At 48.7% G+C, this 17,285-nt stretch carries 12 protein-coding genes, 1 tRNA gene, 1 other RNA gene, 1 pseudogene and 1 riboswitch; of the genes and pseudogenes, 9 read left to right on the forward strand and 6 right to left on the reverse strand.

The genetic code is table 11. The features are described from left to right. Nucleotides 1-200: 200 nt before the first annotated feature. A riboswitch (glycine riboswitch) is annotated at nt 201-296 on the forward strand. A 21-nt stretch (nt 297-317) separates the two neighbouring features. Further along, complete coding sequence (locus HP572_RS08220) at nt 318-944, forward strand: trimeric intracellular cation channel family protein (protein ID WP_039277547.1); 627 nt, start codon at nt 318-320, stop codon at nt 942-944. A 184-nt stretch (nt 945-1,128) separates the two neighbouring features. On the opposite strand, the gene HP572_RS08225 is transcribed toward HP572_RS08220, so the two are convergent. The 4 genes from HP572_RS08225 to HP572_RS08240 form a co-directional block, all read right to left on the reverse strand. Continuing rightward, nucleotides 1,129-1,257: non-coding RNA, RtT sRNA (locus tag HP572_RS08225), on the reverse strand. Nucleotides 1,258-1,300: 43 nt separating this feature from the next. Beyond that, nucleotides 1,301-1,385 (reverse strand) — tRNA-Tyr (locus HP572_RS08230). A 154-nt stretch (nt 1,386-1,539) separates the two neighbouring features. Beyond that, nucleotides 1,540-2,388 carry a formyltetrahydrofolate deformylase gene (gene purU, locus HP572_RS08235; RefSeq protein ID WP_010275347.1) on the reverse strand — a complete coding sequence of 283 codons (849 nt, stop codon included), beginning with the start codon at nt 2,386-2,388 and terminating at the stop codon, nt 1,540-1,542. Between the two features lie 83 nt (nt 2,389-2,471). After that, a complete protein-coding gene (locus HP572_RS08240) occupies nt 2,472-2,939 on the reverse strand; it encodes a YchJ family protein (RefSeq protein ID WP_240585300.1) in 468 nt (155 codons plus the stop codon). Between the two features lie 132 nt (nt 2,940-3,071). Between HP572_RS08240 and rssA the strand changes: the two genes are divergently transcribed. The 3 genes from rssA (at nt 3,072) to galU (ending at nt 6,229) form a co-directional block, all read left to right on the forward strand. Continuing rightward, nucleotides 3,072-3,977 carry a patatin-like phospholipase RssA gene (rssA, locus tag HP572_RS08245; protein ID WP_205550552.1) on the forward strand — a complete coding sequence of 302 codons (906 nt, stop codon included), beginning with the start codon at nt 3,072-3,074 and terminating at the stop codon, nt 3,975-3,977. Between the two features lie 118 nt (nt 3,978-4,095). Next, entirely contained in the window at nt 4,096-5,112 is a 1,017-nt protein-coding gene (rssB, locus tag HP572_RS08250) for a two-component system response regulator RssB (RefSeq protein WP_010275338.1), read from the forward strand. A 205-nt stretch (nt 5,113-5,317) separates the two neighbouring features. Then, nucleotides 5,318-6,229 carry a UTP--glucose-1-phosphate uridylyltransferase GalU gene (gene galU, locus HP572_RS08255; RefSeq protein ID WP_010275334.1) on the forward strand — a complete coding sequence of 304 codons (912 nt, stop codon included), beginning with the start codon at nt 5,318-5,320 and terminating at the stop codon, nt 6,227-6,229. 147 nt (nt 6,230-6,376) lie between these two features. On the opposite strand, the gene hns is transcribed toward galU, so the two are convergent. Beyond that, nucleotides 6,377-6,784, reverse strand: coding sequence for a histone-like nucleoid-structuring protein H-NS (hns, locus tag HP572_RS08260; protein WP_010275331.1), 408 nt, complete (start codon nt 6,782-6,784; stop codon nt 6,377-6,379). Between the two features lie 663 nt (nt 6,785-7,447). Here hns and HP572_RS08265 point away from each other — a divergent pair. Beyond that, entirely contained in the window at nt 7,448-8,044 is a 597-nt protein-coding gene (locus HP572_RS08265) for a thymidine kinase (RefSeq protein WP_015840216.1), read from the forward strand. A 153-nt stretch (nt 8,045-8,197) separates the two neighbouring features. On the opposite strand, the gene adhE is transcribed toward HP572_RS08265, so the two are convergent. Then, on the reverse strand, nt 8,198-10,873 hold the full coding sequence (gene adhE / locus HP572_RS08270) for a bifunctional acetaldehyde-CoA/alcohol dehydrogenase (RefSeq protein ID WP_240585301.1): 2,676 nt from the start codon (nt 10,871-10,873) through the stop codon (nt 8,198-8,200). A gap of 1,078 nt (nt 10,874-11,951) precedes the next feature. On the opposite strand from adhE, the gene oppA (HP572_RS08275) reads away from it, so the two are divergent. The 4 genes and pseudogenes from oppA (HP572_RS08275) to oppC all read left to right on the forward strand — a co-directional run bounded on the left by oppA (HP572_RS08275) (nt 11,952) and on the right by oppC (nt 17,274). After that, nucleotides 11,952-13,550, forward strand: coding sequence for an oligopeptide ABC transporter substrate-binding protein OppA (oppA, locus tag HP572_RS08275; protein WP_371745328.1), 1,599 nt, complete (start codon nt 11,952-11,954; stop codon nt 13,548-13,550). A gap of 191 nt (nt 13,551-13,741) precedes the next feature. Next, nucleotides 13,742-15,379 (forward strand): oligopeptide ABC transporter substrate-binding protein OppA, encoded by a 1,638-nt coding sequence (oppA, locus tag HP572_RS08280; RefSeq protein ID WP_240585303.1) that lies wholly within the window; start codon nt 13,742-13,744, stop codon nt 15,377-15,379. 53 nt (nt 15,380-15,432) lie between these two features. Beyond that, complete coding sequence (oppB, locus tag HP572_RS08285; RefSeq protein ID WP_205592806.1) at nt 15,433-16,353, forward strand: oligopeptide ABC transporter permease OppB; 921 nt, start codon at nt 15,433-15,435, stop codon at nt 16,351-16,353. A gap of 11 nt (nt 16,354-16,364) precedes the next feature. Beyond that, nucleotides 16,365-17,274, forward strand: a pseudogene (oppC, locus tag HP572_RS08290) (oligopeptide ABC transporter permease OppC). Nucleotides 17,275-17,285: the final 11 nt, after the last annotated feature.

Consider the following 17,285-nt stretch of genomic DNA (forward strand, 5'->3'; position numbering starts at 1 on the left):
GCTGTGGCTTCAGAGACGGTTGGCGCAGATGAGAATCGTTAAAAATAAGATTCACTTATATTCAGTTGAACACGAGGCTTGTCGACCGTTATACTCCGCACCTCGCAGGAGAGAGGGCGTATAGTATCAGTAATACTATGGCGCTCCGCCGAAGGCGCAAACTCCCATAATCGCTCAGGCTACCCTAACTGCGAATTCCATTGAAGCCAACTGGAGAGAGGTTGCAATGCAACCCACCGAAGGGGCAAGCAGCACTGCTGCGTAAACTCTCAGGTAAAGCGGACAGAGGGAGTGGCACATTTCACAGGATAACTTGTGTGCTGACTTACATCTATCTGATCGCGATTACGGCAGAGGGGATGTCCGGGGCGCTGGCCGCTGGACGCCGTAATATGGATATTTTTGGCGTAGGCATGATTGCCTTTATCACCGCGCTTGGCGGTGGCACCGTTCGCGATATTCTCCTTGGTAATTATCCCATCGGCTGGACGCAGCATCCCGGCTATATCTACCTCACCATTGGTGCGGGTCTTTTCACGATTATCATTGCGCGCTTCATGCATCATCTGCACCGACTCTTTCTGGTTCTGGATGCGATGGGGCTGATTGCCTTTACGGTTATTGGCTGCAACGTCGCACTGCAACTGAATTATTCAACGACGGTGGTGGTTATGGCGGGTATCGTAACTGGAATTTTCGGTGGGATACTGCGTGATATTTTCTGTAACCGTACGCCAATGGTGCTGAAAAAAGAGCTGTATGCCAGCGTCTCGCTTTTAGTCGCACTTCTCTATCTTGGGCTAAAGTCGCTTAACGTTAATCACGATATTAACCTGCTGGCGTCATTCAGCATTGGTTTGGCCGTGCGTCTGGCTGCAATCCGCTGGTCGTGGCAGCTTCCCGTGTTCTCTTATGTTCCTGGGCGCTGGAAAGGGAAGGCGTAAGGCTATTTTTCCCCATTCCCTATAGCGCGCTGATTATTGGTGCGAGTGGTGGTGGGGAAATAACGCGGCGCGTTGCTCAAAACCGTGTCGATTTTGTCGAACCTTGGTCGAAGGTTCTCACCTTCCCCTGATGGGAATTTGATGCTTTGGCGTTGGGATGTAATTCAGAGGTGCTGCTGTGAAATGGTGGTGGGGGAAGGATAACTCGGTGCTTCGTACCTCACCCTGCGGGTCAACGCGCGCGTTGCTCAAAACCGTGCCGGTTTTGTCGAACCTTGGTCGAAGGTTCTCACCTTCCCCTGATAGGAATTTGATACTTTGGTGTTGGGGGATAATTCAGAGGTGTTGCTGTGAAATGGTGGTGGGGGAAGGATTCGAACCTTCGAAGTCTGTGACGGCAGATTTACAGTCTGCTCCCTTTGGCCGCTCGGGAACCCCACCACTGGCCTTGCTACAAGAAGCTTTCGCTTCAAGCGGGGCGCATCATATCAAATGACGCGCCCCTGTAAAGCGGTATATATCAAAAATAAATGCGGTTGCCGTTTTTTTATTCCGTTCGGCGCATCCTTATACAAAAAGATGCCCGATCAACCAATTACAGAATAATGGTGCGGTTACCGTAGACAAAAACACGCTGTCCGAGCACGCGATACAGCGCACGACTCAGGACATTTTTCTCAACGTCACGGCCTGCACGCATCATGTCATCCGCTGAGTACGTATGGTCGACGTGAATAACGTCCTGCATGATGATCGGGCCTTCATCCAGATTATCGTTGACGTAGTGTGCCGTCGCGCCAATGATTTTTACTCCGCGCTCATAAGCCTGATGGTACGGGCGAGCTCCGATAAAGGCGGGTAAGAACGAATGGTGAATGTTGATCACCTGATTCGGGTAGTGCTGAACAAACGCCGGTGTCAGAACTCGCATATATTTCGCCAGCACGACGTAATCGGGTTTGTATTGATCGATCTGCGCGATCATCTTTTGATCGTGCTCTTCGCGAGTCAGTCCTTCATGACTGACCAGATGAAAAGGAATATCAAACCGCTCAACCAGCGTCTGCAAGGTATCGTGGTTACCGATAACGGCAGAGATTTCTACGTCCAAACCACCGTAGGCGCTTTTCATCAACAGATCGCCCAGACAGTGGGCTTCTTTCGTCACCAGAACGACGATGCGACGACGTCCTGCTGCGGTTAATTCGCGAGAAGAGCCTTCGGGAAGTGCGCTATCCAGATCGGCTAACAGCGTGGTGTCGTTGAAAATCCCTTCCAACTCGGTCCGCATGAAAAAGCGACCTGTGCGATGATCGACAAACTCATTGTTTTGCACGATGTTCAGTTCGTGCTTATAACAAATATTCGTAATTTTCGCGATGAGCCCTTTTGCGTCGGGGCAAATGGTTCGTAATACTTTTCTTTGTATATTTTGGGATTGCATGAGCGTGTGGATCCTGTCCAAAAACTAAAATAACGATCTTATGGTAACGCAGCAATAAGGCCGCGTGGGCGACTGCCTGTGTTCTATTGTCCGCAACATTTTTTGTATTTTTTGCCGGAACCACACGGGCAAGGTTCATTTCTGCCTGTCTGCAAATGAACGCCGTCTATATAGTACCAGTGATTATGCTGGCGAAGGAAGCGTGAGCGCTCTCGCATCACTTCTGTTCGCTGGTTGTCGCTTTCAGATATATAACGTGCGGCGAATTCCACATAGCCCTCATCGGGCGTTTTTCCGGGAGACGTTGCCAGTATAGTAAGGCCGAGCCATTGCGAATTCTGGCAACTTTCCGCGAGGGACTCGCGCCATTTCTCGGGCTGAAGGTCGGGATGCCAGGTGGCGATAAGGTAATCGACATCGTGTTTGACATAGGCGGTATAGCGCGATCGCATTAATATGGCGGGCTCAGCCGCTGTTGCGGCATGCGTGAGGTAGGGTTGACAGCATGCGTTATACTGCAATCCACTGCAACAGGGGCAAGATTCTGACACGACGTCTCCTGAAGAAAATTTAAGATAAAAACTGATAGATAATAAACAGATCACTATGCAGGATGCCGATATGTTACCTAAGAAGCTCTACGTGTAGCAATGTGCGCTAAAATGAAGACAGGTGGATTGAGCATGCAGCGGAAAAAAATTGGAATAGCCTTGGGATCAGGGGCAGCGAAAGGATGGGCGCATATTGGTGTGTTTAATGCATTAACCGAAATGGGAGTAAAGGTTGATGTTGTGGCGGGTTGTTCTATCGGTGCGCTGGTTGGCGCGGCGTATGCCACAAACAATCTATCTTCGATGGATCGCTGGGTGAGAGCGTTTGGTTACTGGGACGTGATTCGACTGATGGATCTCTCCTGGCAGCGCGGTAGTTTGTTGCGTGGCGATCGTGTCTTTAATAGTGTGAAGCATTTGTTACATACAACACAGATTGAAGATTGTGATATCAAATACGGCGTAGTGACGACAAACCTCAGTACTGGGCGTGAGCTCTGGCTGACGGAAGGCGACTTGCATCAGGCTATGCGTGCGTCTTGCAGTATGCCAGGCCTGCTATCCCCCGTTCGATTTAACGATTACTGGCTGGTGGATGGCGCGGTGGTTAACCCTGTCCCCGTTTCTCTGGCGAGGGCAATGGGAGCTGATATCGTGATCGCGGTTGATCTCCAGCACGACGCTAGCCTTAATCATCAGGATTTGCTGTCGATCAAACCGACGGCGTCAGACATTGATGTGGAGAATGTTCCGCAAGGCTGGCGTAGCAGAATCCGGGAACGCTTACTGCGTGGCCGTCGTCAGCCAGCGGAAAGTTCGCCAACGGCGATGGAGATAATGAGTACGTCGATCCAAATTCTGGAAAATCGGTTGAAGATGACGCGAATGGCGGGCGATCCGCCTGATGTGTTGCTGCAACCGCATTGTCCCCAGATTGCTACCTTAGATTTTCATCGGGCGCAGGAGGCGATTGAGGCGGGTTATAAGGCGGTGGGAAAGATGCGTGATGAATTGTTGCCGCTAGTGAAAGAGGCATAGTGAAGCGTGCTGCATTGCGCTAACGCACATGCAGTGAAGAAGACAGGGTGTGCCGCCTATCCGGCACACTGGCGCTAAAGCAGGTGTGATTATTCGGTGTTTGAAGTAAGGGGTACTGATGGAACAACCACTAGCGGGTAAGCATATTTTAGTCATTGATGACGAGGCCGTTTTTCGATCTGTGCTCGCTGGTTATCTGACTTCTCTTGGGGCTTCAGTTCAGGAAGCGATTAACGGATTAGATGCGCTGAGTACTCTTGAACATTACCAACCCGATTTAATGATTTGCGATCTGAATATGCCGACGATGGGAGGAATCGAGTTCCTTGAACGTCTGCGCCTGAAAGACAACGACACGCCAATACTGATCATTTCTGCAACCAGCCAGATGGCGGACATTGCCAAAGTCTTGCGGCTTGGTGTTCAGGATGTGTTGCTAAAACCGATTCGTGATTATGCTCGTTTGCGTGAAGCCGTGATGTCCTGCCTGTATCCCGATATGTTCACTTCACAGTTGAATGAGATGGATCAACTCATGCAGGACATGGACTCCCTGAATCAATCTCCTGAAGCAGTCACCAAACTGCTTGCTCAGCTACAGCCGCCCGTTCAGCAAACGCTTGCTCGTTGCCGTGTCAACTATCGTCAGTTAACGGCGGCGGAACAACCGGGGCTGGTGCTGGATATTGCCGCGCTTTCGGAGACTGAGTTAGCGTTCTATTGCCTTGATGTCACTCAGGGTGTCAATAATAGTGGGACGCTGGCAGCGTTACTGCTTAGAACCTTGTTCAATGGGGTGCTTCAGGAGCATTTGGCCGATCAACAACACCGTTTGCCGTATCTGCCGACGCTGTTAAAGCAGGTGAACCAGTTGTTGCGGCAAGCGAGCCTGGACGGTCGTTTTCCTTTACTTGTGGGGTATTACCATCAGCAGTTAAAACAGCTGATATTGATTTCCGCCGGGCTAAACGCGACGCTGAATGTTAACGAACAGCAGATAGCGTTGAATAGTGGCGTCCCTTTAGGCACGCTTGAAGGCGCTTATCTCAACCAGCTGAATTATCAGTGCGAAGCGTGGCAATGCCAGATATGGGGCGGCGGTGGCCGTTTACGACTGATGTTGACTACAGAATAGTCTGATAGCGCGAGATGGTACGGGGTTCAGGTAATACCCATCTTTCGGTATTATTTTTTATTTCCTACTATGTAGGGAGTTATCTTATTTTTATTGAACGGTAACGTTGGGACAAGCGTGCTCTTGTTAAAGTCGTTATACTCTTGCGGTTATCTTGATTAGATAAATAAAGTTCATTATTTGAACGGTATATAAGAGGCTGTTTATGTCTATTGTGAATAAAAAAGTAAAAAAAGCGGTCATACCGGTTGCTGGCTTAGGGACGCGTATGCTGCCGGCCACCAAAGCCATTCCTAAAGAGATGCTGCCGTTGGTAGATAAACCGCTGATCCAATATGTTGTTAATGAGTGTATCGCAGCAGGGATTAATGAAATTATTCTCGTTACACACTCTTCTAAGAATTCTATCGAAAACCATTTCGATACCAGTTTTGAACTGGAAGCCATACTGGAAAAACGCGTTAAACGTCAGCTGTTGGAAGAGATTCAATCTATCTGTCCTAAGCACGTCACTATTATGCAAGTGCGTCAGGGGTTAGCCAAAGGGCTGGGCCATGCCGTATTGTGCGCGCATCCGTTAGTCGGAGATGAACCTGTCGCGGTTATTCTGCCGGATGTGATTATTGATGAATATGAATCCGATCTGAAGAAAGATAACCTGAGCGAAATGCTGCAGCGTTTTTCTACGACAGGCCATAGCCAGATTATGGTTGAGCCCGTTGAAAATGTAAGTAGCTATGGCGTGGTTGATTGCAAAGGCGTGGAATTAAAAGCAGGGGATAGCGCACCTATGGTTGGTGTGGTTGAAAAACCTAAAGCTTCCGAAGCACCGTCTAATTTAGCCGTCGTTGGCCGTTATGTCCTTTCTGCGGATATTTGGTCTCTGCTGGAGAAAACACCGCCAGGCGCAGGTAATGAAATTCAGTTAACTGATGCCATCGCAATGTTGATGGAAAAAGAAACAGTAGAAGCGTATCACCTTAAAGGTGTGAGCCATGACTGTGGTAATAAATTAGGCTATATGCAGGCATTCGTGGAATATGGTTTACGCCATGATGGTTTAGGCCAGGAATTTGCGCAGTGGCTGCAGGAAACGATTGAAGCAGAAGAAAAATAACAGAATGTAATGATTGCTCTCTGTTTACAAAAAACAGAGAGCAGCCAAAAATGGCGACATATCTGTTTTCTCTTTGCAATATGCGTTACTAAAGAAAAACCCCCGATAGTTATCGGGGGTTTTTTCGTATTCAGTACTTATAAACGATTACAGCAGGAAATCGTCTAAAGATTTACCTTGCTCTTCGATTGCTTTCTTGATTACTGCCGGTGTACGACCCTGGCCAGTCCAGGTTTTAAGTTCGCCGTTTTCGTCAGTGTATTGATATTTTGCCGGGCGGGCAGCGCGCTTGCTTTTACCTGCAACCTTAACTGAACCTAAAGACTGCAATAATTCGTTAGGGTCAATACCGTCTGCAATCAGCATATCGCGATATTGCTGCAATTTACGCGCACGTTCTTCAACTTCAGCCTGAACCTGGCTATCTTCTTCGCGGCGTTCATTAACCACGACTTCCAGTTTTTCCAGCATTTCTTCCAAAGTATCCAGGGTGCATTCTCTTGCCTGGGCACGCAGAGTACGGATGTTGTTAAGAATCTTTAGTGCTTCGCTCATTGTGATAATCTCAAATAATATTATTGGTGGCGTGTAGTGTGATAATAGAGTGCTATTTTCCTTTCTGCAATAGTCAAATTTGTAAGTTTGTTAAAAAACATCATTTTTAAAACAGATCTCACATCGTATGTTACATAAATATAAATACTTTCCTGTTATCAAAAAAATACATTTGGTATGCCGCTTTTCTACCTCAGACGGCAGAGAATGACTTATTGATGCCGTGCCGTTGTTATAAGGAACGTTTATATCTTTTATCATAACAGACCGTCGCTGGTGGGCGTATGGACAAAATGTGGCCGAGGAATAGCCCATTGCGCAGCGTGAAGACGAGTTGTTACAATAAGTGTTTACGACACGAATATCATATACTCCAAATAATTCGAGTTTCAGACAGGCGGCAAGAGACGGACAAATTCGTCGGGAACGAATTTAACCAGCCAACGGCTGGTCTCCGGAGAGAGACAGGATTTCTCTCATTTAATCCCGATGCGCTGACACAGGTAAGTGATTCAGGTGACAAATCTGCCAGGAGCAGATTTGAACGCTGCTAGCAGCGGCTCTTTAGGGTGAGTCCCACGACGGGCCGAGTATTTAAACGTCGCCAACGTACATGCAACTTGAAGTATTACGAGTATATAGCCTGCCTTTTGGAGTAACCGAGTGGCCCAACTTTATTTTTATTATTCTGCAATGAATGCAGGGAAATCGACGGCGCTATTGCAGTCGTCATATAACTACCAGGAGCGTGGGATGCGCACGCTGGTGTTCACCGCAGAAATAGATAATCGGCATGGCGTGGGGATAGTAAGTTCACGGATCGGCCTTTCTTCTCCAGCATTATTGTTTAATCCGCAGACATCGTTATTTGGATTGCTGGAGAAAGAGCACCGCGCTCAGCCCGTAGATTGTGTATTAATTGACGAATGTCAATTTTTAACCCGTGAGCAGGTGAGCGAGCTTTCCGATGTCGTGGACCAATTAGATATCCCGGTATTGTGCTACGGGTTGCGTACTGATTTTCGTGGCGATTTGTTTTCTGGGAGTCACTATTTATTAGCGTGGGCAGATAAGCTGATTGAGTTAAAAACGGTCTGTCACTGCGGCCGTAAAGCCAACTGTGTATTGCGGTTAGATGCACAAGGTAATGCCGTTCACGAAGGTGAGCAGGTCGTTATTGGCGGCAATGAGAGCTATGTTTCCGTGTGCCGTAAGCATTATAAAATTGCGCTGGGATTAACCCGTAAAGAAAGCGAGTAAGGCGGTTAAATATCCGGCAGACAGGGCGATTAATAAACGGCGTGTTGATGCGTGTCTATGCTGAGTACGAGTAATAAAAATGCCCAACCTTAAAAGGGTTGGGCATCGTTGAAAGATAAACCGCCTTTAGGCTAAGGCGGTACAGCAAGAACGTTAGTGTGCGGCTTTCTTGCCGGTTTTAGCGGCTTTTGTTACAGGCTCAACCGCTTCCGTTTTTTCTTCTTCAGAGAACTTACGGCCGTAGTAAGTATCCAGCAGAATCTGTTTCAGTTCGGAAATCAGCGGGTAACGCGGGTTAGCGCCAGTACACTGATCGTCGAACGCATCTTCTGACAGCTTATCGACCTTAGCCAGGAAATCGGCTTCCTGTACGCCCGCTTCACGAATGGACGTTGGGATCCCCAGCTCGGTCTTCATTTCTTCCAGCCAGTTCAGCAATTTCTCGATTTTCTGCGCGGTACGATCGCTTGGTGCTGTCAAACGCAGGTGATCGGCGATTTCCGCGTAACGACGACGAGCCTGTGGACGGTCATACTGGCTGAACGTCGTCTGCTTGGTCGGGTTGTCGTTCGCGTTATAGCGAATCACGTTTGAAATCAGCAGGGCGTTAGCCAGGCCGTGCGGAATATGGAACTCCGAGCCCAGTTTATGCGCCATGGAGTGACAGACGCCGAGGAAGGCGTTGGCAAACGCAATTCCTGCAATCGTCGCGGCATTATGAACACGCTCACGGGCAACCGGGTTTTTCGCGCCGTCGCGGTAGCTGTCTGGCAGGTTTTCCTTCAGCAGTTTCAGCGCTTGTAATGCCTGTCCATCTGAATATTCGTTTGCCAGCACAGAAACATAGGCTTCCAGCGAATGGGTTACGGCATCGAGCCCGCCAAACGCACACAGCGATTTCGGCATATTCATCACCAGATTGGCATCAACAATCGCCATATCTGGCGTCAGCGCGTAGTCCGCTAACGGATATTTTTGCCCGGTGGCATCGTCGGTCACTACGGCGAACGGCGTCACTTCGGAACCGGTACCGGATGTGGTGGTAATCGCCACCATTTTGGCTTTAACACCCATTTTCGGGAACTTGTAGATACGTTTACGGATATCCATAAAGCGCAGTGCCAGCTCTTCGAAATGCGTCGTTGGGTGCTCATACATTACCCACATGATCTTCGCGGCATCCATTGGAGAACCACCACCCAGCGCAATAATTACATCCGGTTTGAAGGAATGCATTTGCTCTGCACCTTTACGCACGATGCTCAGCGTCGGGTCAGCTTCAACTTCGAAGAACACTTCGGTTTCCAGTCCATGTTGTTTCAGTACAGACGTCACCTGATCGACATAGCCGTTGTTGAATAAGAAGCGGTCGGTCACGATAAATGCACGTTTTGCACCATCGGAAGCGACTTCTTCCAGTGCGATTGGCAGTGAGCCGCGACGGAAATAAATGGATTTAGGAAGTTTATGCCACAACATATTCTCTGCTCGCTTGGCTACCGTTTTCTTGTTGATCAAGTGCTTCGGACCGACGTTTTCGGAGATGGAGTTTCCGCCCCAGGAGCCACAGCCCAGCGTCAGAGACGGAGCGAGTTTGAAGTTGTAGAGATCGCCGATACCGCCCTGAGAAGCAGGGGTGTTAATCAGGATACGCGCGGTTTTCATCATATTGCCGAAATGATTCACGCGCTCTGGCTGATTGTCCTGATCGGTATACAGGCAGGATGTGTGACCGATGCCACCCATTGCGACCAGTTTTTCCGCTTTAATGACGGCATCGTTGAAGTCTTTCGCACGGTACATCGCCAGCGTCGGAGACAGTTTTTCATGGGCAAACGGTTCGGATTCATCGACGACCGTCACTTCACCAATCAGCACTTTGGTATTCGCAGGGACAGTGATACCCGCCATTTCTGCGATCTTCGGTGCAGGCTGGCCCACGATGTCGGCGTTCAGTGAACCGTTTTTCAGCAGAATACCCTGTACGGCATGCAGTTCTTTGCCTTTCAGCATGTAGCCGCCGTGGGTGGCAAAACGTTCGCGCACGGCATCATAGACGCTGTCTACCACGATGACGGATTGTTCTGACGCACAAATTACGCCGTTATCGAAGGTTTTCGACATCAGAATAGACGCCACGGCACGCTTGATATCTGCGGTTTCGTCAACGACAACAGGCGTGTTACCAGCACCTACACCAATTGCCGGTTTACCGGAGCTGTATGCGGCTTTGACCATGCCCGGACCGCCAGTTGCCAGAATCAGGTTGATATCTGGGTGATGCATTAGCTGGTTGGACAGGTCGACAGAAGGCTGATCGATCCAGCCGATGATGTCTTTCGGTGCTCCTGCCGCAATTGCCGCTTGCAGAACAATGTCAGCAGCTTTATTGGTCGCATTTTTTGCACGTGGATGGGGGGAGAAGATAATCCCGTTACGAGTCTTCAGGCTGATCAACGCTTTAAAAATTGCGGTAGAAGTGGGGTTGGTGGTGGGAACAATGCCGCAAATCAGGCCAATCGGCTCGGCAATCGTAATGGTACCAAAAGTGTCATCAGTAGAGAGGATGCCGCAGGTTTTTTCATCCTGATAGGCGTTATAAATGTACTCGGATGCAAAGTGGTTTTTGATGACTTTGTCTTCCACGATCCCCATGCCAGATTCGGCAACCGCCATTTTTGCTAGCGGGATACGGGCATCTGATGCAGCGAGTGCGGCAGCGCGGAAGATTTTGTCCACTTGTTCCTGAGTGTAAGTGGCAAATTCCTGCTGTGCCTTTTTCACTCTTTCGACCAATGCGTTAAGTTCAGCAACGTTGGTTACGGCCATAATGCTCTCCTGATAAATGTTAAACTCTTTCAGTCAATTGTTCGCCGGATAGAACAGTATAGATAAATGAGCGGGAGGCGTTTTCGTTACCTGGCTATTCTTTTCTGCCTATTTCGCATTAATTGACTCAAAGAGCTTGTCAGCCACCGTTGTGGCGCGATTGTTGCTTTTTAAAATACTGTAACCGTCGATATCATAGATTTTTGAAATATTGTTTTGAAATTACGTCAAAATTAAGACGATCTGCGCGTCCGTTACGGTATGAAATGAGCATACCTATTTGTAGGTGCCTTTTTTGTGATCAATATCGAATTTTCTTTAAGCTGACACCATTCAGTAATTTGATATTGATAATGACTATCATTAACCGGACATAATTAGCGGTTTTTCTACCCAAAAAGGATTGTAAGGAATGGGGGCATCGGAGTGGGACATTGTTAGGGGGACATTCCGGGCACGATGTTGTGCACATAACGAGAATGACCAGTTCGTATAAAACATATTCGTATAAACGACGCTTATATCTTAATCGAGTTAGTTATTTTACGCGCAGCCTACCGTAAAGAAATCGCGTGCTATTATCGTGCAAGATGAGTAACGGAGTTGTTAAAATAATAACATTCCGGTCAGATAATGACGCGGACAGGTAAGCGTGCATCATCATTTTTGTGCTGTGAAAATGATAAAACCCACTACGATGTTTTTTTGTTCAAAATATATAAATTGCTGAATATTTAAAAAATATCTGCAAATTAATAGAAAAAGCATTGTTTATCATGTGGTTAATGGTTGTGTCGAATGATTGAAATAAAACGTTTTCCGGGCTGTAGTAAAGAAAATTAAGCAACATCAATGTAAAAATATTGGCGAATGTGTCTGCTTTTGATAGCTTCGAGTGTCGACCTGCTATTCGTTATTCACTCATAAATTAATTTTATGATTTATTTGGATAATGGGCGATCTTTTCTGCTCTATGTGACGGCGATTTTTACGCGTAGAGTCCGGTATGGCGTTGTATCAAGACAGGGGCGTTTATAAAATGAAAACTCGCAAAACAAAACGATGCTTTGTTACCAGTATGATTGCCGCAGCAGTGATGGCGTCATGCGTGAATGTTCAGGCTGCTAATGTACCTGCCGGTGTTGAGCTGGCGAAAGAGCAGGTTCTGGTGAGAAACAATGGCGCTGAGGTGTCATCACTGGATCCGCATAAAATAGAAGGTGTGCCGGAATCCAACGTCGCGCGCGATTTATATGAAGGGTTGGTGATTTCCGATCCTGATGGACACCCGATTCCTGGCGTCGCTGAGCGGTGGGAAAGCAGCGACTTTAAAGTCTGGACATTCCATCTACGCAAAGACGCCAAGTGGTCCAATGGCGAACCTGTTACCGCGCAAGATTTCGTTTATAGCTGGCAGCGTCTGGCCGATCCGAAAACCGTTTCTCCTTACGCCAGCTATTTACAATATGGTCATCTGCTGAATATCGATGACATTATCGCTAGCAAAAAATCTCCTGATACGCTGGGCGTAAAAGCCCTCGACGACCATACGTTGGAAGTCACATTAAGCGAACCGATCCCTTACTTTTATAAATTACTGAATCACTCGTCCCTGTCCCCGGTAAATAAAGCGGTGGTGGAGAAGTTTGGTGATAAATGGACCCAGCCGGAAAACTGGGTAGGGAATGGCGCCTACCGCCTGAAATCCTGGGTCGTAAATGAGCGGCTTGTGCTAGAGCGTAATACCCAATATTGGGATAACGCCAAGACTGTGATTAATCAGGTCACCTATCTGCCGATTGCTTCTGAAGTGACGGATGTTAACCGCTACCGTGCGGGTGAAATTGATATCACCAATAATAAATTACCCATTGAGCTATTCCAGAAGCTGAAAAAAGAAATCCCACAAGAAGTTAAAGTTAATCCCTTCCTCTGTACGTATTATTACGAAATCAACAACCAGAAACCGCCGTTTAACGATGTCCGGGTCCGTACGGCTCTGCGCATGGGGCTTGATCAAGATATATTGACCAATAAAGTGAAAAACCAGGGCGATATTCCTGCCTATGGCTATATTCCGCCGTTTACGGACGGCTTGAAAGCACAGACGCCAGAGTGGTTTACCTGGCCACAGGCGAAACGTAATGACGAAGCGAAAAAACTGCTGGCGGAGGCAGGCTATACCGCCGAGAAACCTCTGACGTTTAGTTTGCTCTATAACTCGTCGGATCTGCATAAAAAGCTGGCGATAGCGGCGGCTTCGATCTGGAGACAGAATCTAGGCGTCGACGTTAAGCTGGAAAATCAGGAATGGAAAACCTATCTCAGCACGCGCCATCAAGGCAATTATGACGTTGCGCGTGCCGGATGGTGTGCGGACTATAATGAACCGACATCGTTCCTGAACAGCATGCTATCAGACAGTAGCAACAACACCGCGCATTATAAGAGCGCGGCGTTCGACAAGCTGATGGAGCAGGCGGTTCAGGCGAAAACGGACGATGAGCGTGCGCAAGTTTATCAGCAGGCGGAATCGCAGTTGGATAAAGATGCGGCCATTGTTCCAGTTTATTACTACGCGAACACCCGGTTGATCAAACCTTATGTCGGCGGTGTGACTGGCAAGGATCCTTTGGATAATCTACGGGTGAAGGATCTCTACATCATTAAGCATTAATCCGCGGTTGTTTACGGTTTGATGCAAATGAAGTGAGCGAGCAGTGATTAATTTGGTGTTTAATCTCTGGTTACCCATTTCTGCCATGTGGGAATGGGTCGTGAGTCGAATCGATTAATCGCTTTCTCACCGGGCTCTAATTTAGGAATCGTGCTGGGATAACTAGCACGACAACATTACAGGAGAAAATAATGACACACATCACAACTAAAAAAAGAGTAGCTGCCGCTATTATCGCTGCATTAAGTAGCACGATGGCTGTTTCTGCCTTCGCCGCGACCGTTCCCGCAGGCGTTCAGTTAGCAGAAAAACAGGAATTGGTCCGTAACAACGGTGCTGAAGTTTCCTCCCTTGACCCGCATAAAATCGAAGGTGTGCCGGAATCCAACGTGTCGCGCGATCTGCTGGAAGGGTTAGTTATTTCCGACGTCAATGGCAAAACTGTTCCTGGCGTAGCGGAAAGTTGGGATAACAAAGATTTTAAAGTGTGGACATTCCACCTGCGTAAAGATGCCAAATGGTCCAACGGTGAGCCGGTTACCGCACAAGATTTCGTCTATAGCTGGCAGCGTCTGGCTGATCCAAAGACAGCATCGCCTTACGCCAGCTATCTGCAATATGGTCATCTGCTGAATATCGATGACATCATCGCCGGCAAGAAATCCCCGGATACGCTGGGCGTGAAAGCGATCGACGATCATACCTTTGAGGTGACGCTTTCCGAAGCGGTGCCTTACTTCTATAAGCTGCCTGTTTACGTCGCGATGTCCCCAATCAATAAAGCCGTCGTTGAAAAATTCGGTGAAAAATGGACGCAGCCGCAAAACTGGGTCGGTAACGGTGCCTACAAGCTGAAAAGCTGGGTCGTAAACGAAAAAATGGTGCTGGAGCGTAATCCGCAATATTGGGATAATGCCCACACTGTGATTAATCAGGTGACGTATCTGCCGATTGCGTCTGAAGTGACGGACGTTAACCGCTACCGCAGCGGTGAGATCGACATGACGTACAACAACCTGCCAATTGAGCTCTTCCAAAAGCTGAAGAAAGAAATCCCGGATGAAGTGAAGGTTAACCCGTACCTGTGTACCTATTACTACGAAGTTAACAACCAGAAGCCGCCATTTAACGATGTACGAGTCCGTACCGCGCTGCGTCTGGGTCTGAGCCAGGATATTCTGACCAACAAGGTTAAAAATCAGGGCGATATTCCTGCCTATGGCTTTGTTCCACCGTATATCGATGGCCTGAAAGCATCCGTTCCAGAGTGGTTCACCTGGCCACAGGCGAAACGTAATGAAGAAGCGAAAAAACTGCTGGCGGAAGCGGGCTATACCGCAGACAAACCGCTGACGCTGAACCTGCTGTATAACACCTCCGATCTGCACAAGAAAATGGCGATCGCAGCGGCTTCTATCTGGAAACAGAATATCGGTGTGGACGTTAAGCTGGAAAACCAGGAATGGAAAACCTTCCTCAGCACGCGTCATCAGGGAACCTATGATGTTGCTCGCGCCGGATGGTGTGCCGACTATAACGAACCTTCAACCTTCCTGAACAGCATGCTGTCTGACAGCAGCAGTAACACCTCGCACTATAAGAGCAAAGAGTTTGATGCACTGGTGGCGAAATCCTTGCAGGTAAAAACCGATGAGGAGCGCGCTGCGGTTTACCAGCAGGCGGAATCGCAGCTGGATAAAGACGCTGTCACCATACCGGTCTATTACTATGCGAATACCCGACTGGTGAAACCTTATGTTGGTGGATTAACGGGTAACGATCCGCAGGATAATGTTTACGTGAAAGATCTTTATATCATCAAGCACTAATAATAATGGCTGGCGCACGCGGTTGTGCTGCCAGCCTTTTATAGGTACGAGCAATGTTAAAATTTATTCTTCGCCGCTGCTTAGAGGCGATTCCGACACTATTTATCCTGATCACCATCTCGTTTTTCATGATGCGATTGGCACCCGGTAGCCCTTTTACCGGTGAACGTAATTTACCGCCGGAAGTGATGGCGAATATTGAAGCCAAATATCATCTGAATGACCCCATTATGACGCAGTACGGCAACTACCTACTGCAATTGGTGCAGGGTGATTTCGGTCCTTCTTTTAAATACAAAGACTATTCCGTGAACGATCTGGTCGCGACGTCTTTCCCTGTTTCTGCAAAACTGGGGGCTGCGGCATTCATTCTGGCTGTTGTTTTTGGTGTGAGTGCAGGCGTGATCGCCGCGTTGAATCAGAATACGAAATGGGACTATACCGTGATGGGCTTTGCCATGACGGGGGTGGTGATACCCAGCTTTGTTGTTGCGCCGTTGCTGGTGCTGATTTTCGCCATCACGCTGCGGTGGCTGCCCGGCGGTGGGTGGAACGGTGGGGCACCCAAATACATGATTTTACCGATGGTGGCACTGTCTTTGTCTTATATCGCCAGCATCGCGCGTATTACCCGAGGATCGATGATCGAGGTTTTACACTCTAACTTTATTCGCACCGCGCGCGCCAAAGGCCTGCCGATGCGCCGCATCGTCCTGCGCCATGCGCTAAAGCCTGCGCTGCTGCCTGTGCTCTCTTATATGGGGCCGGCATTTGTGGGGATTATTACCGGTTCGATGGTGATTGAAACCATTTTTGGTTTACCCGGTATTGGGCAACTGTTCGTAAACGGTGCACTGAACCGCGACTATTCACTGGTACTGAGCCTGACGATTCTGGTCGGCGGCTTAACCATTCTATTTAATGCGATCATTGACGTGCTCTACGCTGTTATCGATCCGAAAATTCGCTATTAATTGGGGGCGTTATGTTTTGGAATCGAAAAAACGTTGAAGCGTTAGAGAACTTCACCGAGCAGGCTGAGAATTGAAGGGCGCAGTTTGTGGCAGGATGCGCGTCTGCGCTTTATCCACAACCGTGCGGCGCTGGCCAGTCTGCTTGTTTTGGCCGTGATTACCGTGTTCGTGATCTTCGCCCCTATGCTGTCTGCATTTGACTATGCGGATACGGACTGGGGAATGATGTCATCTGCGCCGGACATGACGTCTGGCCACTATTTTGGTACGGATTCCTCCGGTCGTGATCTGCTGGTCCGTGTTGCCATCGGGGGCCGCGTCTCGCTGATGGTTGGCGTCGCGGCGGCGCTGGTTGCGGTGATCGTCGGAACGCTGTACGGCGCGATGTCCGGCTATCTGGGCGGGAAAGTGGATTCAGTGATGATGCGTCTGCTGGAAATCCTCAACTCATTTCCGTTCATGTTCTTCGTTATTCTGCTGGTGACGTTCTTCGGGCAGAACATGCTGCTGATCTTCGTGGCTATCGGCATGGTGTCCTGGCTAGATATGGCGCGTATCGTGCGTGGCCAGACGCTGAGCCTGAAACGTAAAGAGTTTATTGAAGCGGCGATGGTTTCCGGTGTGTCCACGCGCGGTATCGTGTTGCGCCACATTGTGCCTAACGTGCTGGGCGTGGTGGTCGTTTACGCCTCTCTGCTGGTACCAAGTATGATCCTGTTCGAATCCTTCCTGAGCTTCCTGGGTTTGGGAACGCAGGAACCGTTAAGCAGCTGGGGCGCCTTGCTGAATGATGGTGCGAACTCGATGGAAGTGTCGCCGTGGTTACTGTTCTATCCGGCGGCGTTTCTGGTTGTCACGCTGTTTTGTTTTAACTTTATCGGCGATGGCCTGCGTGATGCCCTCGACCCGAAAGATCGCTGAGGAATATCGAC

The organism is Pectobacterium sp. PL64, from assembly GCF_022477975.1.
Classification (GTDB): Bacteria; Pseudomonadota; Gammaproteobacteria; order Enterobacterales; family Enterobacteriaceae; genus Pectobacterium; species Pectobacterium jejuense.